Below are 19,634 nucleotides of genomic sequence, written 5' to 3'. Positions count from 1 at the left end.
CAACCTTGCAGAGTCGGGTTGCTTTTTTTGTTATTGGACCAAGTAAAATGATGAAAGCGATGCGCGGAGAGCTTTACCTCCTATTTGCTACCCTGTTAGCTGGGATTGGATGGATTGCATCTAAGCTGGTGGTATTGGAAATGCCGGGGCCAGTGTTCATTGGTGTGCGATTCCTTGTCGCGAGTTTGATTCTTTTGCCATTTTGTATTCATCATATTCGTAAGCTTTCGCTTAAGCAGGTTCTTTCTCTTTGCGGCGTTGGTTTGCTGCTGTCTGCCTCATTGCAGGTATGGGTGTTTGCAGTATCGGTGACAGAAAGCTTGTCGGAAGGGGCATTCATCATGAGCTTAGCCATGATCATTGCCCCCTTTGTGTCTTGGATTTTGTTTCGAGTTAAACCTAATAGTGCGTTTTGGATGTCTTTCCCGATCGCGATTATCGGCATGCTACTGCTGACTTTGGGCAATGGTTGGAATGTAGAGCAGAGTCAGATTTACTTCTTGCTAGCATCGATGTTGTTGTCTGTTCACTTTGTGATGAACAAACGTGTGATTACCAATATTAAACCTATCGCATCAATCTGTGTGCAACTGTTTGTGGTGGGTGTGAGTGGTTTAGCCTTTGCTTCCATGACGACTCAGCCGGAGTTCGAAATCACCAAAACTTTAGTCTTCTGGTTTATCGTGTCTGCGGTGATCGCGACGTCTATCCGTTACTTATTACAAACCGTTGGTCAGCATTCCGTGAACATGGAAGTGGCGGCATTGATCATGATTCTTGAGCCCGTGTGGACATTGTTATTGAGTGTCAGCGTGTTGGGTGAAACGGTTGAGATGCAAAAGTTGCTAGGCGGAGCGGTGATTATTGGTTCGCTATTTTGTTATATCAAATGGTCGAGACGAAAATAAAACACTCGGCGCAAGGCCGAGTATTGTTTGTTAGTGTATGTTTAGAACTCATTAAGCATGCACTAGCAATAAGACCCGGTCACAGTAAGATCAGATCGCTGCGACCATCTTTTGAAGTAGCTTGATCATCTGCTGTTGTTCTTCAGCGTCCAACTCATTCATTAATTCTTTGTTTAAACGAATAGGGATTGGAACGAGTTGTTCTTCGAGTGCTTTGCCTTTTTCCGTTAAGTAGATTCTGAAAGAACGACGACTGTTTGGATCGGCTCTGCGTTCAACCAACTCAAGCTTTTCTAGCTTGTCTAATGTTCGTGTTGTTGTCGAATTCTCGACTTTGGACTTCGCAGCAATATCACGCTGTGTAAGTCCCTCTTCTTCCCAAAGGCACATCATGGTTGGCCATAGAGCAATGGTTAAGCCATGTTCCTTCAATTCCGTGTCAAAATCTTTGGTCGCTTTATTGGCGATCACATTGATCATCCAACCAAAGCTTTTTTGTCTATCAAACTCTTCTGGCATCTTTCGCTACCTAATTTTACTGTGATATTACAACTATTGTCATCGTAACTAATACCGATGCAATTAGCACCAACAACGCTTTCCTATTTGATGAAAAAGCTAATTGACTGCCATTTATGAAATAATCCGTTGACGCTGAATGGTTTTGTTTACCTGTAATCATGGCAAGGACCAGCGGCTTTGAACGCAGTTTGTAGATGATAATGGCCACCAAGTGCAGTATGACAAATACCACTAACATACGTGCTGCAATGCCATGCACCGTACATAACACATCGAATACTGCATCAGTAATTACGAGTTCCGAACCTGGAATCGCATCAAAGAAACCAGCAATAACAAGCCCAGTCATACATTGGACAAACAGAGTCGTGATCATTCCTACCACCATCCACGCACCTAACGGATTATGCCCCGGTTTTGGTCGTGCTTTTCCGCGGAAGTAATTCCAAGCCGATTTTGGGGAGCTAATAAATTGAGAAAAGCGACTGGTATCGCTGCCGACGATTCCCCAAACCAAGCGCCATAAAATCAGACTGAACAGTGCGAGGCCCAAGTAGACATGAGGACCTTGTCCGTTAAACCCTGACGCAGCAAGACCAATAAAGAGTGCGGCTTGAAGCCAGTGATAAAGTCGAGTTGGTAGATCCCAGATTTTCATAATGCTTTTCCTGTTTACGAATTTGTTCGTTGGGAATAATTCACACAACAATAGTTGCGATCGCAACTATTGTTGTGTGAATTGAATGCATATCTTCGATTACGGTTGAACTATCAAGCCGTAATTTACTAAGAAACCAATCAGTAATTAACGAACAAATCACTCAGTCAATTAGCCACTCAATCAATTAATCACTAGGAATGACACTATGAAAAAATTCACTATCGCTTTAATCATCGCACTGCCTACGATTGCTCTACCCATGATCTCTGCAGCCGCAGCGGATGTTGCCAATAATCGTCAACAGGCTTTTAGCTCTATTGAAGAGGTCAGCAAACAAGTTGATTCAGAATTGAACAACAGTGATGTGGATTGGCTGAAAGTGGGTGAGCTAAGTGACATGTTGGTGGAACATGGAACTGTATTGAACGCGAGTTTTGCTGAAGGTGATACTGGAGGTAAGGCAAAAAAGGAGATTTGGAGCAAGCCTGAGAAATTTAACCAACTGATGTTACAGATGAACCAAGGTTTTGCAGAGCTTTATCAAGCGAGTGTTGAGCAAGATTTGTCGAGCGCAGAACGAGGGTTAGATTCTGCGAACAATACTTGTAAAGGATGTCACCGTACTTACCGCTCTCGTTGGTAACGATTCTAATAACGAGCTTTGAATACAGGTGGTAAAGTCGAATCCTTACCACCATAGTTCTATCTCGCTGCCTTCTTTTCTTTGTGCAATCAATTCGAATGCACTAGGGGCAGGAAAGCACGTGAGTGAATTAGTCGCGAACAGTGACTTTAGTAATCACGATGTCTTCACACGGCACATCTTCATGTCCCCAGCGAGTGGTGGTTGGTGCAAGCGCAATCTTGTTTACCACATCCATACCTGCTGAAACCTTGCCAAACACAGCGTAGCCCCAACCTGAGTTGCTGGTTGCTGTATGATCAAGGAAATCATTGTCGTCAAGGTTGATAAAGAACTGCGCCGTTGCTGAATGGGGTGCGTCAGTGCGAGCCATTGCGAGAGATCCAATCACGTTCTTTAAGCCGCGGTTAGCTTCATTCACAATAGGTGCACGAGTTGGCTTTTCTGTCATGTCGATAGTGTGTCCACCACCTTGAATCATGAAACCTTCAACAACACGGTGAAATGTTGTGCCTTCGTAGAAGCCATCTTGGCAGTATTTAAGGAAGTTTTTCGACGTTACCGGCGCTTTTTCAAGGTTCAGTTCAATTTCAATGTCGCCAAAGTTTGTGGTCAGAATGATCATAAAGGTCCCAATATTTGAGTGCTAATATTTTGAATGCAACAGCACAGTGGATAGCTTAATTGAGTGCAGTATATGAAAAATTGTGGAGGATGCCAGCTAACAATACTTCCCAAGCGGATTTACGGGAATGGTGAGTGACTAGGGAGACTTCATATATAAGAAAGCCAGCGATGAAATCACTGGCTTTGAGATGAAAAACGGACTTAGAGCGTTAGCAGGTAATTCACTAGTTGGTTGTACTCTTCGTAGCTCTTTATTTGATCCGGTTTCACGATGTATTTGTTGTTAACCAGAACTCCAGGAACACCTGTTAGTGTGCTTTGATCAAACTCTTTATCGAAACGTTTTTGCATCGAGTTCACTGCAAAGCTGTTGTATGCCGCATCAAACTTCTTCGCATCGATACCGTTATCAATGAAAACTTCACGCAGTTCTGCTTCATTTTTTGGTGTTTGTTGCTTCTCATGGATCTGAGCAAACATGGCAGGAACCAAGCTTTCTTCAGCGTCTAGAGCAATCATGGTCGCGTAAGCCTTCGCCATTGGTACTGCCATGTTGTTACCCATAAAAGCGACGTGCACTTTTTGGAAGCTTGCTGACTTTGGCAAGTCTGCTTTTAGGTACTTAATGACCCCTTCAAATTTGTAACAATGCGGGCAGTAGAAAGAGAAAAATTCGGTAACGACAGGCTTGTCGGCCTTTGCTACATCAAGGATTTTGTAGTGCGTGCCTTCTTCAAATTGTGCGGCGTTTACTGAAGCGCTCAAGAGTAGAGCGGCAAAGAGGCTAAATAGTTTTTTCATGTGTTCATTTCCTAAATTCGGATGTCATTTGATACAGCAAAAATGCTGTTATAACTTGATGGCAGATATTGCCAAACAGGGACAAACGATTAGGAAATAGGGGGGCGGTATGGCGCTTGTGGTGAAACAATCGCTTTGTGCGAAGGCTCTTTTTCTATCAGTGCCAGTGATTCAATCTGCGGTTCGAAAGATTCAGAAACGATAAGTGGTGGCATTTTCAGTAGACAGACCGATCCACAACAGTGGTGCTCAACGTTGGGTTGTGCACTGGAATAAGGTGTTGGGGTGCTCTCTACAGAACTGATGTTAGAAGCAGAGAAAGAGAAGCTATTGGCAGAAGTTGATTGAGCTTGGGGTGCTTGCAGAGCATTGCTGCTCGCGATGCTGTCCACACTAATGGTGGCCATTAGCATAGCGAAGAGCATGAAAGCGTGTACCCAAATTTTGTTAATCAACTTTGGCATGAATTCTTAGTCTTGGTAAACAAGTGAAGCGGGTGGATGATACCTCACGCTTTTACTCTTCTCCAGTCAAACAAAGCAAAACTTAGCTCGGTTCAAACTTTGGCTTAGCTTTAGGTGACTCAGTGTCATGTGGCTTAGCTGTATGTGACTTAGGCTATATGCAACTTAGATTTATTTGAATAAGCGTGATTCTGACTAAGCCTGATATTGCTTGAGGAACATCTCGACACTGGATTGGATGATCACTTGTTTGTGTTCCGCATCCGGTGACGGCGCATGACCAATGATTTGTGGCCAAAATGCAAAAGACTTTAACAGTGCAATAAATTGGGTAGATGCAAATAGAGGGTCTAGTTCAATTAAGCGGTCATCTGCCTGTGCTGCTTTAATCCAGGTTGTGAGTCCACTTTCTGCTTGGGAATATTTCTCCATAGCTTGATGCGCCAGTTCGGCGTTATGGAAATACTCTGAGAACAGCACGCGAGATAAATCGATAAAGCCTTCTGATTCTAAAAGCTCTAGTTCTTGATTAGCAATCGAAGCGAGCTGATCATTAAGAGGCAATTCTGCTTGATAAGGGAAATGCGTCGCGGCGAGAGTCTTGCTCCAAATACTGTCTAGAATCTCATCTAAAAGCAGTTCTTTACTGGCAAAGTGGTTGTATACAGTGCGCTTTGATACTTCCGCGCGGCTCGATATTTTATCCATGCTGGTGGCCTTGTAACCGTGCTCAGTAAACTCTGCGATAGCAGCGGCAACGATCGATTCACGTTTTCTTTGGCTCAGCGTTTTTTTTACAGTCATTTGGATATTACTCAATAGGTCGCAGTTAGCATTGTATACGATAATTTTACACCAGTAAGTTTACTTTTAGAACACCAATCCACGTATTGGTAATTAGGTCGATAGCAACTGAATCGCTTTGCAATGCACTGTGGGTATCATAGAATCGAAAGCGTATTCGAATTTTATTGATATCAACGGAAGAGAATAAACAATCAATGAGTAGTATTTTAGAGTGTATTCGTACAGTTGGACGAGGAGAAAGAGGGCGTAAGCCTTTATCGTTCGAACAAGCCTACCGCATCATGGATGAGTATTTAAGCGGAGAGGTCGGTGACGACCAAATGGCTATGCTACTGATGTTGATTCGTGTGCAGAATGAAACCAATGAAGAGATCGCAGGCTTTGTAAAAGCCTTTCAATCTCGAGTACCAGACTTAGGCGCTGATATTGACTGGCCGTGCTACGCAGGTAAGCGTAACGATACTGCCAGTGGTAAGCCTTGGAACTTGCTGGCGGCAAAAATCTTAGCTGATAATGGCTATAAAGTCTTAATGCATGGCTATATGGATAAGCCGAGCGGTAGGACGCACGTTGAGACTCACCTAGAGTGTGTTGGTGTTCGCCGAGCTCAAGACCCACAAGACGCCAAGCAGATACTTGAAGCGGATGGTATCGCCTATTTGCCTTTGGCGAACTTCGCACCTGAAGCGCAAACCATGATCGGTTGGAAACACCGCTACGGGCTGAGAACACCGATCAACACGGTAGTTCGAGCATTGAACCCAGGTGGTGGCCGTTTGGGCTTACGTGGAAGTTTTCACCCGGGCTTTCCTCAGTTACACGCTGAAGTTGAGCATGTCATTGGTAATAAATCCCACTCGGTGATTTCATTTAAAGGCATGAATGGCGAATCAGAATACAACCCTAAGGTGAGTCAAACGGTCTGGATGAGTTCTCCTGAGAAGGTGGAATCTTTCTACTGGGAAGGCACGATGAATGTTGAACTGCCTCTGCCTTCTGAATGTGTGCTGGGTACACCGGAAGATGAGATGGAGTTGATGGCGAACAGTGTTGTGGACAGTATGACTGCGATTTTATTCGCAGAAACGCACGATAAAACTGAGGCATATCAGAAAGCGGTGCGTCTGTGGCATGAGTATTGTGCGCGTTAGATGATGGTTTTTAATCAATGAGAGAAGGTCAGCGAGTGCTGGCCTTTTTTGTGCTTGATTTCTAGCAAAGGGCTTTCGTGAATGATCAAACAATAAGAGTTACTTTACTCGCATCAATCGATGCATCTTGTCTTCAAATTGAATCTCAATGACTTGTGAGATTTTCATCTTCTCTACTCGTTCAAGCATTGCTGTTTGATAGGCTCGTTTCTTCATCCACTCTAACGGTTCTTTAAAGCCATCTTCATTTATCACAAAGGACTGATCGGTGATGGAGTCTTCAAAGATATGAACCACCCAAATGCGCGATTGGAAATCTAACAATTCGCTAAAGTAGCTTTTTAGCTTAGGGATAAAGTGAGATAGAACAGTGTGAGGGGAACGAAGCGAAGTCATAGTGCACCGTTTGGACAATGAAAAGCGGTGCGACGGATGTCTCCAATTCGAGCGCTTATCGGTTAAAGCAGGTAATCATCGTCAATGTGATTACCTACTCAAGAACTTGCCACAAAATACGGTATTCATGTGTCGTTGACAATGCTTGTTGAGCTTGTGAGTCAAGACATGTGCGATGAGTCTGCTATTTAACGAACAAGCCGAAGTCGATTTCTTGCTCTCTTTGGTATTTGACCAGCTTTACTTTCAAATTGTATTTTGCCGCCAGATCAATCGCTAAGCTAGACATGTGTTTTATCTCATCGACGCAGCTAGAGATAAGCGGCTTTTCTTGGTTATCGACAGTGGCGATGAGGGTATTTTCTGTACCATCGACACCGGAATAAATGTACGCGTACATACTGTTGTTGTGTTGCATAAACGGCCTAATTGTCACGATATAATTATTTATGGTGTGAAGAGTACAAGGTTTATTCATTCAAGCCAGTGTCATAAAGTAAGGCTTTGTAAGGACTCTATTTTTTATTTTTTTGCTCGCGTAAAAATGCTCACAAGCCTTTTGTGACCTTGTTTTCTCGCCTTGGTAGGTTTTACCTATCAATAAAATTGTTGAAATCCATTTAGTAAAATCAAGATTTTAGACAACAATTAGGTTAACAAGATAGAAAAAGACATGACGAAAAGTATTTAGGGAGAACGCAATGCATTCAATAAAAGTGAAAGATTACATGACGCCGCAGGTTGTGACATTCACTCCTGACATGCCGTTAAGTCTCGCGTTAGATAGAGTAATGAGCAGCCATCACATGGGCGGTCCAGTAATTGATGATAATGAGCAAGTTATTGGTTTCCTTTCTGAGCAAGATTTATTAGAAAAATTGGTGAAGGTAAGCTATTTCTGCCAAGACACACACATTGTGGGTGATTGCATGTACCAAGAGGTGCTGTCGGTCTCACCAGACTTATCCATCATTGAATTGGCAGATATGATGCAAGTGGGTAAACCCAAAGCTTATCCAGTGCTCGATAACAAAAAGCTAGTGGGTATGATCACCAGAACCGATGTTTTGAGAGCAATTGGCAAGAACTTGGAAGAATGCTTCAAACATCAGGTATAGTAGCGTGTTAAGAACGATTATTTTTCTCAATACCCTCAATTGAAAAAGGCGCACTAGCGCCTTTTTTCTGTATAGAGCTTTTCTTGGTAGATCCTTTCTTTGTGGCTCCCTAGCTTGTGGGACGCTAGCTTTGGGTCACTAGTTTAGGGAGCTTGCTTGTGGGTGTCCCAGCTTTTGGAGGTTTCATGTCAAATCAAACGGCAAAGTTTGTAGAAGGTTCAACGATGCGCCACATATTGGTGATGTCGGGGGCTGGCTCAGTCGGTTTGATGGCGTTATTCGTGGTCGATTTACTCGATATGTTGTTCATCAGTATGTTGGGACAAGTCGAATTGGCCGCTGCGGTGGGTTTTGCAGGCACGCTGACTTTTTTCTCTACCTCCGTTTCGATCGGTACTTCCATTGCTATGGGCGCGTTAGTTTCCAAAGCGATCGGTTCAAAGAATCAGGAACACGCTCGAAACCTCGCCACCAGTATTATGCTGACTGCTTTTGTCATCAGTTTGACGATTACCGCGGTGATGTTTGCTTATATCCCAGAACTGTTAGCCGCTATAGGGGCAAAAGGGGTTGCCGCAGAGCGTGCTCAAGCTTACCTACAGATTTTGCTACCAAGTGGTCCCTTTTTGGCGTTGGCGATGGCAGCGGGTGCGGGCTTAAGAGCGGCAGGTGATGCCAAACGTTCGATGTGGGCGACCTTGTCAGGCGGTATCGTTAATGCGATTTTGGACCCCCTGTTTATTTTTGGCTTTGGCTGGAATATAGAAGGGGCGGCTATTGCTTCTGTTTTTGCCCGTTTTTCGGTGCTTCTCTTCTCGCTGTATCCTCTGATTCGTAGTCATCACTTGGTTGCACCTCCTTCACTGGTGCAGTGGCGCATTAATATTCGCCCTATATTGGCCATTGCGCTTCCCGCCATTATCACTAACACCGCAACACCTATCGGTAATGCGATTGTGACAACGGGTATCGCGCAATACGGCGAGGATTTTGTCGCGGGCTTTGCCGTGATTGGTCGTCTAACGCCAGTTTGCTTTGCGGTTATTTTTGCCTTGTCCGGCGCTGTCGGCCCAATCATTGGGCAAAACTTTGGTGCAGAACGAATGGACAGAGTAAAAGAAACACTCAACAACTCATTGTTGGTTACTACGGCATACACCATCGCCGTCTGTATTCTGTTGTACTTTGTCCAAGACTATGTGATCCAAGGCTTTAGCCTGCAAGGTGATGCTGCAATTATTGTTGCGGCATTTTGTACTTATGTCGCCTTAACCTTTACTTTTAATGGCGCGCTGTTTGTTGCCAATACTTCTTTCAATAACCTGGGTAAACCGCTTTACTCGACAGCACTGAATCTGGGTAAAGCCACTCTCGGTACATTGCCGTTCGTCTACTTAGGCTCGCAATGGTATGGCGCATTGGGTGTGTTGTATGGGCAAGCCTTGGGTAATGTTTTGTTCGGAATACTTGGTACCTTGGTGCTTCGCTATCATATTGCCGAGCTTATGCAAGGTTCCCAAGTTGACCCTGTAGAAGACGATGTATCGATAGTGAGCTTGAATACACAGCCGTTTTGTTCACACGATGCGGTTCTTATTGATGATGTATCTGCGAACAGAGAAGAGTGTAAAGAGTTCAAGTCGCAATAACACCGGCATTCCAATATGAGGTTGGTCGGTTTGCAAATTTCTTCTTGGCCTTGGACAATTTCTTCTTGACCTTGGAGTTACCTCTAAGGTTTATACTTTTGATGAACTTAAGGTTTGGTTGCTGTGACTAGCCGGCAACAACCTCAAGGCTTTTGAGTATTAAGGAGATACATTATGTGCGCAAAACATGCAGCGTGCCGCTCAACAAAAGTGGACGTTCAACCTCAAGCGGCAGGAGCAAGCTGTTCCAGCCCTAAAATTTCCAGCATCACGGCAGCGGGTACTTCATCATGCTGTAGTTCTACGACGGCTTCTGCATCAGCAGATGATTGTTGTGGTTCAGACAGTGGAGAAGAAGACCGGCTGCCCTTAACTGAGTCTCTCAACGCCCAATTTTCCAAAAGTTGGCTGGTTGCCGGAATGGACTGCCCAGCTTGTGCAAGAAAAATAGAAAACGCGATCAGTAATATTGACGGTGTTATTCAAGCGAAGGTTCTTTTTGCTACCGAAAAACTGGTTGTTAAATTCGATAATGAAAGTCTTGCCGACACCATTGAACAGGTCTCTATCAAAACGGGTTTCCCTCTTTCGGAAGTCGGTTCTAAGAAAGAAAAACAACAACCTGAGACTTTTTGGCAAGCGTACATCCAACCTAATTTTCAGATTATCGCGATTGCAGCGGCAATGCTGTTCGCTGCGCTTCTGAAAAGTACATATCCTGAATTAAGTGAAGGCTTATTCACCGCAACCTGTCTACTCGGATTATATCCGGTTGCTAAGAAAGCGGTTCAGTTGGCACGTTCAGGTACACCTTTCGCAATAGAAACTCTAATGAGTGTTGCCGCGCTGGGTGCCTTGTATCTGGGCGAAACCGCGGAAGCGGCGATGGTTTTACTGTTGTTTTTGATTGGTGAGCGCTTAGAAGCGTTTGCTTCATCAAGAGCAAGAAGTGGCGTTCAAGCGCTAATGGCATTGGTACCAGAAAACGCGACTAAGATTATCAACGGCGAGCGTGTCGAAGTTGCAGTCAGTGAACTGGTTCCCGGTGATGTGATTGAAGTGGCGGCGGGCTCTCGTTTACCTGCTGATGGCAAACTGATTACCGACGCAGCAAGCTTTGATGAAAGTGCGTTAACCGGTGAATCTGTTCCTGTTGAACATATCGAAGGTAATAGCATCATGGCTGGCGCTGTGGTGGTTGATAAAGTGGTGCGTATTACCATCACTTCAAAACAGGGTGAGAACGCGATCGACCGTATTCTTCATCTGATTGAAGAGGCAGAGTCACGTAAAGCACCACTCGAGCGATTCCTCGATAAGTTCAGTCGCTGGTATACACCGTTAATGATGTTGGTTGCTCTTTTAGTCATCATCACACCACCATTGCTGTTCGCACAGCCGTGGGAAACGTGGGTCTATCGTGGTTTAGCGCTATTGTTGATTGCTTGTCCGTGTGCGTTGGTTATCTCGACTCCAGCCGCGATTACGTCTGGTTTGGCAGCCGCCGCGAAACGTGGTGCGCTAATTAAAGGCGGCGCAGCACTGGAGCAGCTTGGTAAAATTCAAACTATTGCCTTCGATAAGACGGGCACACTGACTGAAGGTAAGCCTCAGGTTACGGACATTCAGCCTCTATCGGGTTGGCAACAAGATGCGATGCTTCGTGTGGTTGGAGCAATTGAAGTGGGTTCTACTCACCCATTGGCGCAGTCGCTAGTTGCTAAAGTGAAAGAACTGAATATTGAGATTCCTGAATCACACAACAAGACCGCGCTGATCGGTAGTGGTGTTGAAGGCGATGTCGACGGAATTAAGTATCAGGTTCTATCGCCTTCTAAGGTGACGTTCGATCTTGGTGCCGATGTTGTTTCTCAGGTTGAGGCATTAGAAGGCGAGGGCAAGACGGTTGTGGTTGCTCTTGAGCTTAAAGATCAAGAAGAATCAATCGAGCAAGCTGCGACTGTGATTGGTCTGATTGCTTGGCAAGACACGTTACGTAGTGACGCTAAGCTTGCGATTGAACGACTCAATGACTTGGGAATTCAATCTATCATGCTTACTGGGGATAACCCGCGAAGCGCGGCAGCGATCAGCCGCAAGATTGGTATGCAGTATAAAGCAAGCCTATTGCCAAGCGATAAGGTGTCTTACGTTGAACAGTTATCTCAGCAGTCACACGTCGCCATGGTGGGCGATGGCATCAACGATGCGCCGGCTATGAAAACCGCTAATGTGGGTATAGCAATGGGCGGTGGCACAGATGTGGCGTTGGAAACAGCTGACTCAGCTCTGACTCATAATCGCTTAACAGAACTCCCTGCGATGATTGAACTGTCGCAAGCGACCATGAATAACATCCGTCAAAACGTCGCACTTGCACTCGGTTTGAAAGGCGTGTTCTTGGTGACAAGCTTACTGGGTATTACCGGTTTATGGGTGGCAGTCTTAGCGGATAGTGGCGCAACAGCTTTGGTGACACTCAACGCTCTGCGTTTGCTTCGATTCAAATCAAAAGCGGATTAAGCACTTCTAGCTAATATTCACTATTTTGATGCAAATAAACGCCTTTAGTCTTAATAAGCTAAAGGCGTTTTTTGTCTCATTAGTATGCAACGTAGGCGTATGGATTGCTTATTTTTGTGATGCCAATCGGTTTTTCGTGAAACTTGAAATCTTGTTGCGATCATTGGTGTGACGCTCGTCACTTCATTTTGTAATGAGCTTGGTTAGAGTGTGTTCGTACCCCACGAATTTACTATGAGCTTAAATAAGGGTTAACAAAGCCCAATAAGCCAAAAGGAGCGAACTATGTCTCAAGCTGTTTTCCATTTAGGTGTTACTGAAGCAGATCTTAACGGTGCTACTCTTGCGATCATTCCTGGTGATCCTGCTCGTGTGCAAAAAATTGCCGAAGAGATGGAGAATCCTGTATTTCTTGCTAGTCACCGTGAATACACGCTTTACCGCGCAGAGCTAGACGGCAAGCCAGTTGTTGTATGTTCAACAGGTATCGGTGGTCCATCTACTTCTATCGCAGTTGAAGAGCTTGCTCAACTTGGTGTTCGCACTTTCCTTCGTGTTGGTACTACTGGTGCTATCCAACCACACGTAAACGTGGGTGACATGATTGTTTCTACAGGTTCTGTTCGTCTAGACGGCGCTAGCCTGCACTTTGCTCCAATGGAGTTCCCAGCAGTTGCTGACTTTGAAGTTGCAACAGCAATGAAAGCGGCTGTTGATGAATCAGGTGCAACAGTTCACATGGGCGTAACGGCTTCAAGTGATACGTTCTACCCAGGTCAAGAGCGTTACGACACGTTCTCTGGTCGCGTTGTTAAGCGTTTCCAAGGCTCTATGCAAGAATGGCAAGATATGGGCGTTCTAAACTTCGAAATGGAATCTGCAACGCTTCTAACTATGTGTGCAAGTTCTGGTCTTAAAGCGGGTTGTGTTGCTGGTGTAATCATCAACCGTACTCAAAAAGAGACGCCTGATCACGAAACACTAAAAGTAACAGAAGCTCGTTCAATCAAAGTGGTTGTAGAAGCTGCTCGTAAAATGCTTTAAGTTGTAAAAATACTTTTAGTCTTAAAGTGCTTTAAGTCTGTTTCCAAGATTTAAAAATGGCCGCATCGAATGATGCGGCCATTTTTTATGGGGCAAATAAATTAAAGATATAGAGAGTTGAAAGATGGAAATAGAGCGGAACAGATAAATGGCTGGAGAACAAAAAAGGCGAGTGACCTAATCGTCATTCGACTTTTTAGATTTACTTAAGCGCGTTGAGCTCTCAAGAGTCTATTGGCTTTTAGCACTCTAAATCTTCATCACCACCGGCGGCGGTAAACCATGCCGCTAGGTGTGTTTTAAGATCTTTTAATTCGTCAGGGCCAATCAATGCAAGGCCAAGATCTTCTGCTCGTGTGATGTCGTTATGACGAAGAGGGCGGAAACTCACTAACATTGCACGTGCTTGTAGGCCACCCAGAAGGTCTCTAAGCGATTCCAGTTTGTACAAGGTATCATCGCCATCATCACGCATACCTTTGGTCTTACACTCGATGATGTGCAGCTTATTGTTCACTACAGAAGCAACATCAAGCTCGTTACGTACCTCGCGCTCGCCGAGTTGACGATAAACTTGAACATTCAAAGAGCGATCTTGAATGGTCGGCATATCATCTTGGATCTGCTTAACTGTGCTATGAACCAATGTTTCAAGCCATTCGCCGTTTGAGAAGCGTCGTGCGTCTTCATTGGCAAACGTCAAAATACCATTGTCATAAGTGGCGATCTTAGCTTCAACCAAATCGCTCAACAACATGTTTAGCTCGCGATAGCCTTGTTGTTTCTCTGACAACCCTACATCAAGCCTCTGTTCTTTACGGCAGGTCGTTGCAAGGTAGTTCAATGTAGCGAGGCCTGGACCGAGTTCTAGTGCATTACTTGCCCAGCGTTCTCCCAGCTCATAAAGCTTTTGATCAAGTTGCGGAGACAGCTGTACATCGCTGAATTCACCACGAGCGCCGAACACAGTCAGGTAGTCGTCGATAGTGATTCGGTCTTGAACTTGTGCGTCTTCTTTGCCATTCGGGTAAAGCCAGCACAGCTTGTCACTGTTTGGTTCAACAACAAAGATTGGCCAGTGGTAAGTACGAAATACTTCGTAGACAGAAAGTAGGCGGTGGCGAAGGCCACAACTTGCGTTGAGTTTCACTTCTTCACCACGAGCTTTGAGGTCTTCAGCAAGGTTTTGGATAGACTCTTTAATCGCGGATGTATTTACGAGGGTTGGAATCTCGAAAAATTCACTCGTAATGTCGCGTTTTTGCAAAACGCTGTCTAAGCGTTGGTAAATACTGACTTGATTCTTGTCACCGATGAACACGATGTGAGTGCTGATCGTTCGGTTATCGAGTAGTGGGGTGATCAAGCGAATGGGATCTTGATCGATAATGCCAACATGAACAGCCATATAAATTCCTTAATAGCGGCTCGCTCATAAAGGTGAAAGACAAAACGGGAAGCAGCAAGCCTTAATAATCATATAATGACAAAGATCATAAAAAACAAGGGCAACCCTTGATAAAAGTTGCCCTTGTTCAAATAGTTATCACTATTGGGTAAGAAGTCCCAATATTCTCACTAAATATCTATCAATTTTTCAGCTATCTATAGCTTGAACTGATGAACCAAATCACCTTGCTGGTTTGCGAGAATTGTTAGGTTTTGGCTTGCTTCAGCAATTGAAGACATCGCTTGGTAACTCTTATCGGCGATATGGTTGATGTCTTCTATATTCCGCGCAATATCACCAGAAGTTTCACTCTGCTCAGCGGCTGCTTGAGAGATGTGTGTACTCATGTGACTGATCTCTAGAATCAAGGCTTGGATCTCTTCCATCGCACTGTTGGCACTTGAAGCTTGTTGAACCGACATGTCCATATCGCTCATACAACTTTCAATCACGTTGCTTGCTGTTTTCGAGCTTGATTGCAGGTTGCTGATCATGGTCTCGATTTCAGACGTTGATTGAGTGGTCTTCTGTGCTAGCACGCGTACTTCATCGGCAACCACTGCAAAACCACGACCTTGCTCACCGGCACGCGCCGCTTCGATTGCCGCGTTGAGTGCAAGTAGGTTGGTTTGTTCTGCAATACCACGGATCACGTCGAGGATTGAGCCAATCTGGCTACTCATCTGCTGCAACTCACCTACAGCACCAACAGATTCAGTAAGGCGAACCTCGAGCTGGTTAATGGTACTGATGTTGGTGTTCATTATCTGACGACCAGACTCAGAAGCCGATTCTACTTGTTGAACCATGGTTAGTGAGCTTTGCGCGCTGTTCGCCACTTCTTGTACCGAATGAGACATTTCTGTCATTGCGGTCGCGACAGTTGCCGTTTGCTCACGTTGGCTGTTCAGTTGAGCTTGCGTCTCTGTAGAGGTTTTCTGGTTTACGCTTGCGGTCTTAGTTAAGTCATCTGAAGCGTCATTCAGTTTCACCAGAATATTGCGTAGGTTGTCGGCTAAGGTGTTGATGTGACGACTCACTCGGCTGAATTCGTTGTCATAACGAATATCGATTCGCTGAGTCATATCGCCTTCAGTTAGGCCTTCTAATGTACCCAGGATGCGAGTTAATGGCTCTCTTACGCTATGTGCAATATGGTAACCAATTGCTGCAGCGAATACGGTGACAACAATACCAATGGCAATCGCATTGAACAGGCCTTTATCGTAGATGCTGCTTGCGTCTTCAAGTGAAGCGTTCAGTTGCTCTTCCGCAGTCACGTTGAATGAGTCTAAAACAGCCATGGCTTTGTCTATTTCTACGGCTAAGTTAGCAATGTTGATGTACAGAGCTTGTTTCGCTTTCAAGTAGTTGTTGTGCTTGTCCAACACACCGCCTTTTTGACCAACGTCTTTGGTGAATTTCTGAACCGATTCATCAAAGACATTTTTAAGTGCTGGCAGTTGTGTGGATAGGCCGCGATAAGCATAGTTAAGGTGAGTAACGGCCTTTTTGTTTTGGTTAACGGCTTTCTGAACGAAGGCAACATCAGAACTGGCTAGCGCATCAGAGGTAATCACTTCAGCATCTTGAAGTTTAATGAAGTAGCTTTTTGCCATCACTTTTACAGAGATGCTTTTTTGGTCGGCAACGTACTCTTTCATGCCAACAGCTAACTCTGAATGTAAGCGTTGGAAATCGCGAGATGCTTTCTGTACTTGCTCTTGAGCTTCAAACATCGCGACGTAGTTGTTCATCGCTTCGTCAGCTTCAGCGAAGTAGCGTTTTTCCATTGCTCTTAATTGGGCAATGCGTTCAGTGAGCGAAACATTGTTTTGGCTTGCCGCTTCTAAACTTCCGAGAACTTCTGAAAACGAGTTTTGTGACGCAGCAAACTCAGTACGCATTGCAGACATGCGTTCAGCGTTTTGTGTGGTTAAGTAATCTTTGAATGATTTATCAGCAGAAAGCAATTGAACACTTGTTTGATTTGAAAGCGCGACAAGTGGTAGTGAGGTTTCTGAGACACTCTCAAAATTGCTGTGTATCTGATTCATGCTGTTCATCATGATGGTTATCGTGACTGCGAACATGATGATGATCAGTGCGAAACCAGCGTACATACGCTTGATCACAGATCCCTTCATGGCTTTCTCCCTAAATAAAAATGCAGACCTAATGTCAGGTCAAAGTAAAACTAACAAAATTATCAGCATTCTATTGAGCTCCGTTTACGCATTTTATGACGCACACGTCAAAAATAGCCCTCAGTTATAACCAACATGCCATTCTTGAGAGCTAAGGCTCGTTTTCTTTGATTTGAACGGTGTTTTTTATTATGCTGTAAAGCAGATTTATTGTGGTTTGATGCGGCATAGCGCATACTCAAAGCATTAAAAAATAAATGTTTTATCGGAGAGAAACATGGCTGAAGAAACCATTTTTAGTAAGATCATCAATAAAGAAATCCCAGCAGATCTACTATACCAAGACGATTTAGTAACGGCATTTCGCGATATTAACCCTCGCGCGCCAAGCCATATCTTAATCATCCCAAACAAGCTGATTCCAACAACGAATGATGTTGAAGTAGAAGATGAAGCCATGATGGGACGCATGTTTACCGTGGCTCGCAAGTTAGCAAAAGAAGAAGGCATCGCAGAAGATGGCTACCGTCTTATTGTGAACTGCAATTCTCATGGCGGCCAAGAGGTTTACCATATTCACATGCACTTGGTTGGTGGCCGTCCACTTGGTCCGCTATTAATGAGCTAACGCAAAGCTAACAAGTTAATGAAAGCTAATGAGCTAGTTTAAACGAACTCATTAGTGGGTTAACACAAGTAGTTAGTTGGAAAATTTGTAGTTTGTATGCCAACTTTAAGTTCTATCTGTTGTCTGAATGTCGGCATCGCCTAGGCAGAGGCTAAATCAGTAGGGTTTCAACTGGCTTGAGATCCTTTTTACAACACGTTTCGTTTTGACAATGAGACTAACAAAGTTGGCATTTTAAACATGCACGGAGACGATAAGTGAAGCAACAGTTTAGATTCGCTTCCATTGCCCTGTTATCGGCGTTGACTGTGGGCTGTGCAAGTATGTCTGCAGGAAACCTGTTCAGTCATTACAGCGCGCAAAACAAAGAGATCTACCAAGCCGTTAAATCTGGAGATTATTCAGAGGCTCAACAAGAGCTACCAGATTACGCTGCGGGTGACATCCTTGATAACTTTGAAAGAGGCAGAATTAACCTTCTGGATCAGCAATACCCAGAGAGTAAGTCTTCGTTTGAAGTGGCGGATCAGGCGGTAACTGAGCAACAAAGAAAAGCCGTGATCTCGATTTCAGACAGTGCAACCAGCGTGGGTGCGTTGGCGGTGAATGATAATATTACCGAGTATGTGCCAGCCGATTATGAGCTGGGGTTTCTTCATCTGTACCTCGGTTTAAATTATCTCAAGAAAAACGATTTAGAAGGTGCGGTGATTGAAATGCGTCGCGCCAACCAAGTTCAAGAACAAGCAAAGAAGCAACGTGAAGCTGAGTTAGACCGTGCAGCCAGCGATGCGAAGAAGCAGGGGTTGTCTGCCAATGTGGGGAGCATTCTTGCGAACTATCCTGATGCGGGTAAAAAGCTGCAGTCGGTACAGAATGCGTATTTGATGTTTTTGTCTGGCCTGCTTTATGAAGCTTCGAATGATTTAAACAGCGCATACGTTGACTATCGTCGTGCTTTGGCTGTTATGCCAGACAACCAAGAAATTATTGACAGAACAATGGCAACTGCCGCGCGTTTAGGGATGCGACAAGATTTAGCGACATTGGAAAAGCGTTACAAGCAATCATCTAAGCTTGGCGCAGGTGAAGGGCGAGTTATTGTGCTTCAAGAACAAAGCGCTGTACAAGCAATGGACAGTTGGCGATTAGATTTACCTGTTTATGACAGTCGCGATCAGGGCGCAATATACTCTCTGGCACTGCCCTATTATCCGAGCCAAAACGTGGAGCGTTTTTCTGCCTTGCGAATCAGCGGGCAACCGCTACAAGAACATTTGATCACTGACGTAAACGCGATGGCGCAGAACGATTTATCTGAACGTATGACGAGCATTGTTATCCGTCAGGCTTTACGTGTGGTCGCTAAAGACCGTATCCGTAAAGAAGCGACCAAAGGCAACGATGTCGGTAATATCTTGTTCAATGTGTGGAATACATTCACCGAACAACCAGACACTCGCAGTTGGCAATCTCTACCGGCTGAGATTAAGAGCAGCACGTTCGTAGCAAACAGCGGTCAATATACGCTAGAAGCGGGCGCTAAAACGTACGACTTTGATATCCGAGAAGGGCAGACCACTTTGGTGTGGATTTCTCGACAAGGTAACAATGCAACAATGTGGCATAAACAGCTAGGGAGGCTGTAATGAAAAAGTGGTTAGTGAGTTTAGCAGCGGTTATGGCTCTGGCTGGTTGTGCTGATAATACAGCTGGCGTAAGGGTTGATAGTCTGACTCAGAACGTTTTCTTTGGTGACAAGGTATTGGGCAGCCGTTTGTTGGTTGAAGATATCCGTACCGACCAAGTTGACGGTCACACTCGAGGAATTGTTCGTTTAAACAGTAAATATAAAGGCGATCAACATATCCTTTATCGTTTTTACTGGTATGACGATGCTGGGCTTGAGGTGAACCTAAAACAAGGCCCTTGGAAGCAAGCGATTGTTCGTGGCTTTGAAAGTATCTCGTTGTCGGAAGTATCGGTAAACCCGAAAGCAACTCAATTCCGAGTTCAGTTCCGAGAGCAGTAACTTAGATTTAAGAAGCGGATTCATTGATTCGCCAATACAAGAATTTAAGAGTGAGGGTAACCC

At 44.6% G+C, this 19,634-nt stretch carries 20 protein-coding genes; 10 read left to right on the top strand and 10 right to left on the bottom strand.

The features are described from left to right. Positions 1-47 precede the first annotated feature (47 nt). Entirely contained in the window at positions 48-908 is an 861-nt protein-coding gene (locus L3V33_RS14815) for a DMT family transporter (protein WP_054546691.1), read from the top strand. A 90-nt stretch (positions 909-998) separates the two neighbouring features. On the opposite strand, the gene L3V33_RS14810 is transcribed toward L3V33_RS14815, so the two are convergent. Both L3V33_RS14810 and L3V33_RS14805 read right to left on the bottom strand, forming a co-directional pair. After that, positions 999-1,427, bottom strand: coding sequence for a MarR family transcriptional regulator (locus L3V33_RS14810; RefSeq protein ID WP_054546690.1), 429 nt, complete (start codon positions 1,425-1,427; stop codon positions 999-1,001). 16 nt (positions 1,428-1,443) lie between these two features. Next, positions 1,444-2,088: a cytochrome b/b6 domain-containing protein gene (locus tag L3V33_RS14805; protein ID WP_237290717.1), complete on the bottom strand. Its 645-nt coding sequence runs from the start codon at positions 2,086-2,088 to the stop codon at positions 1,444-1,446. A 208-nt stretch (positions 2,089-2,296) separates the two neighbouring features. Here L3V33_RS14805 and L3V33_RS14800 point away from each other — a divergent pair, with 208 nt between their 5' ends. After that, complete coding sequence (locus L3V33_RS14800) at positions 2,297-2,734, top strand: cytochrome c (RefSeq protein ID WP_237290716.1); 438 nt, start codon at positions 2,297-2,299, stop codon at positions 2,732-2,734. 130 nt (positions 2,735-2,864) lie between these two features. On the opposite strand, the gene L3V33_RS14795 is transcribed toward L3V33_RS14800, so the two are convergent. The 4 genes from L3V33_RS14795 to L3V33_RS14780 form a co-directional block, all read right to left on the bottom strand. Then, the gene (locus tag L3V33_RS14795; RefSeq protein WP_237290715.1) at positions 2,865-3,359 is read right to left on the bottom strand and encodes a peptidylprolyl isomerase; all 495 of its coding nucleotides are present in this window, start codon (positions 3,357-3,359) and stop codon (positions 2,865-2,867) included. Positions 3,360-3,562: 203 nt separating this feature from the next. After that, positions 3,563-4,162 (bottom strand): thiol:disulfide interchange protein DsbA/DsbL, encoded by a 600-nt coding sequence (locus tag L3V33_RS14790; RefSeq protein ID WP_102503371.1) that lies wholly within the window; start codon positions 4,160-4,162, stop codon positions 3,563-3,565. 89 nt (positions 4,163-4,251) lie between these two features. Further along, complete coding sequence (locus L3V33_RS14785; protein WP_065205574.1) at positions 4,252-4,626, bottom strand: hypothetical protein; 375 nt, start codon at positions 4,624-4,626, stop codon at positions 4,252-4,254. Positions 4,627-4,821: 195 nt separating this feature from the next. Beyond that, a complete protein-coding gene (locus tag L3V33_RS14780; RefSeq protein ID WP_237290714.1) occupies positions 4,822-5,430 on the bottom strand; it encodes a TetR/AcrR family transcriptional regulator in 609 nt (202 codons plus the stop codon). Positions 5,431-5,597: 167 nt separating this feature from the next. Here L3V33_RS14780 and L3V33_RS14775 point away from each other — a divergent pair, with 167 nt between their 5' ends. Beyond that, the gene (locus tag L3V33_RS14775) at positions 5,598-6,584 is read left to right on the top strand and encodes a glycosyl transferase family protein (protein WP_081008972.1); all 987 of its coding nucleotides are present in this window, start codon (positions 5,598-5,600) and stop codon (positions 6,582-6,584) included. Between the two features lie 99 nt (positions 6,585-6,683). On the opposite strand, the gene L3V33_RS14770 is transcribed toward L3V33_RS14775, so the two are convergent. Both L3V33_RS14770 and L3V33_RS14765 read right to left on the bottom strand, forming a co-directional pair. Beyond that, the gene (locus tag L3V33_RS14770) at positions 6,684-6,980 is read right to left on the bottom strand and encodes a hypothetical protein (protein WP_054546683.1); all 297 of its coding nucleotides are present in this window, start codon (positions 6,978-6,980) and stop codon (positions 6,684-6,686) included. 184 nt (positions 6,981-7,164) lie between these two features. Continuing rightward, the gene (locus L3V33_RS14765; protein ID WP_171311244.1) at positions 7,165-7,398 is read right to left on the bottom strand and encodes a hypothetical protein; all 234 of its coding nucleotides are present in this window, start codon (positions 7,396-7,398) and stop codon (positions 7,165-7,167) included. Between the two features lie 283 nt (positions 7,399-7,681). Between L3V33_RS14765 and L3V33_RS14760 the strand changes: the two genes are divergently transcribed. The 4 genes from L3V33_RS14760 to udp all read left to right on the top strand — a co-directional run bounded on the left by L3V33_RS14760 (position 7,682) and on the right by udp (position 13,314). Next, positions 7,682-8,098 carry a CBS domain-containing protein gene (locus L3V33_RS14760; RefSeq protein ID WP_054546682.1) on the top strand — a complete coding sequence of 139 codons (417 nt, stop codon included), beginning with the start codon at positions 7,682-7,684 and terminating at the stop codon, positions 8,096-8,098. A 185-nt stretch (positions 8,099-8,283) separates the two neighbouring features. Next, complete coding sequence (locus tag L3V33_RS14755; RefSeq protein ID WP_017086104.1) at positions 8,284-9,747, top strand: MATE family efflux transporter; 1,464 nt, start codon at positions 8,284-8,286, stop codon at positions 9,745-9,747. A 174-nt stretch (positions 9,748-9,921) separates the two neighbouring features. Then, positions 9,922-12,270 carry a zinc/cadmium/mercury/lead-transporting ATPase gene (locus L3V33_RS14750; RefSeq protein ID WP_237290713.1) on the top strand — a complete coding sequence of 783 codons (2,349 nt, stop codon included), beginning with the start codon at positions 9,922-9,924 and terminating at the stop codon, positions 12,268-12,270. 285 nt (positions 12,271-12,555) lie between these two features. Beyond that, positions 12,556-13,314, top strand: a complete 759-nt coding sequence (gene udp / locus L3V33_RS14745; protein WP_004736272.1) for a uridine phosphorylase — start codon at positions 12,556-12,558, stop codon at positions 13,312-13,314. A 241-nt stretch (positions 13,315-13,555) separates the two neighbouring features. On the opposite strand, the gene L3V33_RS14740 is transcribed toward udp, so the two are convergent. Both L3V33_RS14740 and L3V33_RS14735 read right to left on the bottom strand, forming a co-directional pair. Next, the gene (locus L3V33_RS14740; RefSeq protein WP_004736271.1) at positions 13,556-14,722 is read right to left on the bottom strand and encodes a DUF1887 family protein; all 1,167 of its coding nucleotides are present in this window, start codon (positions 14,720-14,722) and stop codon (positions 13,556-13,558) included. 197 nt (positions 14,723-14,919) lie between these two features. Next, a complete protein-coding gene (locus L3V33_RS14735) occupies positions 14,920-16,911 on the bottom strand; it encodes a methyl-accepting chemotaxis protein (protein WP_237290712.1) in 1,992 nt (663 codons plus the stop codon). Between the two features lie 277 nt (positions 16,912-17,188). Between L3V33_RS14735 and hinT the strand changes: the two genes are divergently transcribed. From hinT to L3V33_RS14720, 3 genes are all read left to right on the top strand, one after another. Further along, on the top strand, positions 17,189-17,539 hold the full coding sequence (hinT, locus tag L3V33_RS14730) for a purine nucleoside phosphoramidase (protein WP_004736268.1): 351 nt from the start codon (positions 17,189-17,191) through the stop codon (positions 17,537-17,539). 257 nt (positions 17,540-17,796) lie between these two features. After that, positions 17,797-19,188 (top strand): hypothetical protein, encoded by a 1,392-nt coding sequence (locus L3V33_RS14725; RefSeq protein ID WP_054541057.1) that lies wholly within the window; start codon positions 17,797-17,799, stop codon positions 19,186-19,188. Then, positions 19,188-19,571, top strand: a complete 384-nt coding sequence (locus L3V33_RS14720; protein ID WP_171329358.1) for a YcfL family protein — start codon at positions 19,188-19,190, stop codon at positions 19,569-19,571. The genes L3V33_RS14725 and L3V33_RS14720 overlap by 1 nt, the downstream gene beginning before the upstream one ends. Positions 19,572-19,634: the final 63 nt, after the last annotated feature.

It is taken from the genome of Vibrio sp. A2-1, from assembly GCF_021728355.1.
GTDB classification, from domain to species: domain Bacteria; phylum Pseudomonadota; class Gammaproteobacteria; order Enterobacterales; family Vibrionaceae; genus Vibrio; species Vibrio splendidus_K.
Note: the sequence above shows the minus strand (reverse complement) of the source record. Positions and strands in the feature narration are given on the sequence as shown.

What these genes read in the sequence shown, in the direction of transcription:
- L3V33_RS14815 (WP_054546691.1), top strand. Translation starts at nt 48, where the DNA reads ATGATGAAAGCGATGCGCGGAGAGCTTTACCTCCTATTTGCTACCCTG.
- L3V33_RS14810 (WP_054546690.1), bottom strand. Translation starts at nt 1,427, where the DNA reads ATGCCAGAAGAGTTTGATAGACAAAAAAGCTTTGGTTGGATGATCAAT.
- L3V33_RS14805 (WP_237290717.1), bottom strand. Translation starts at nt 2,088, where the DNA reads ATGAAAATCTGGGATCTACCAACTCGACTTTATCACTGGCTTCAAGCC.
- L3V33_RS14800 (WP_237290716.1), top strand. Translation starts at nt 2,297, where the DNA reads ATGAAAAAATTCACTATCGCTTTAATCATCGCACTGCCTACGATTGCT.
- L3V33_RS14795 (WP_237290715.1), bottom strand. Translation starts at nt 3,359, where the DNA reads ATGATCATTCTGACCACAAACTTTGGCGACATTGAAATTGAACTGAAC.
- L3V33_RS14790 (WP_102503371.1), bottom strand. Translation starts at nt 4,162, where the DNA reads ATGAAAAAACTATTTAGCCTCTTTGCCGCTCTACTCTTGAGCGCTTCA.
- L3V33_RS14785 (WP_065205574.1), bottom strand. Translation starts at nt 4,626, where the DNA reads ATGCCAAAGTTGATTAACAAAATTTGGGTACACGCTTTCATGCTCTTC.
- L3V33_RS14780 (WP_237290714.1), bottom strand. Translation starts at nt 5,430, where the DNA reads ATGACTGTAAAAAAAACGCTGAGCCAAAGAAAACGTGAATCGATCGTT.
- L3V33_RS14770 (WP_054546683.1), bottom strand. Translation starts at nt 6,980, where the DNA reads ATGACTTCGCTTCGTTCCCCTCACACTGTTCTATCTCACTTTATCCCT.
- L3V33_RS14765 (WP_171311244.1), bottom strand. Translation starts at nt 7,398, where the DNA reads ATGCAACACAACAACAGTATGTACGCGTACATTTATTCCGGTGTCGAT.
- L3V33_RS14760 (WP_054546682.1), top strand. Translation starts at nt 7,682, where the DNA reads ATGCATTCAATAAAAGTGAAAGATTACATGACGCCGCAGGTTGTGACA.
- L3V33_RS14755 (WP_017086104.1), top strand. Translation starts at nt 8,284, where the DNA reads ATGTCAAATCAAACGGCAAAGTTTGTAGAAGGTTCAACGATGCGCCAC.
- L3V33_RS14750 (WP_237290713.1), top strand. Translation starts at nt 9,922, where the DNA reads ATGTGCGCAAAACATGCAGCGTGCCGCTCAACAAAAGTGGACGTTCAA.
- udp (WP_004736272.1), top strand. Translation starts at nt 12,556, where the DNA reads ATGTCTCAAGCTGTTTTCCATTTAGGTGTTACTGAAGCAGATCTTAAC.
- L3V33_RS14740 (WP_004736271.1), bottom strand. Translation starts at nt 14,722, where the DNA reads ATGGCTGTTCATGTTGGCATTATCGATCAAGATCCCATTCGCTTGATC.
- L3V33_RS14735 (WP_237290712.1), bottom strand. Translation starts at nt 16,911, where the DNA reads ATGAAGGGATCTGTGATCAAGCGTATGTACGCTGGTTTCGCACTGATC.
- hinT (WP_004736268.1), top strand. Translation starts at nt 17,189, where the DNA reads ATGGCTGAAGAAACCATTTTTAGTAAGATCATCAATAAAGAAATCCCA.
- L3V33_RS14720 (WP_171329358.1), top strand. Translation starts at nt 19,188, where the DNA reads ATGAAAAAGTGGTTAGTGAGTTTAGCAGCGGTTATGGCTCTGGCTGGT.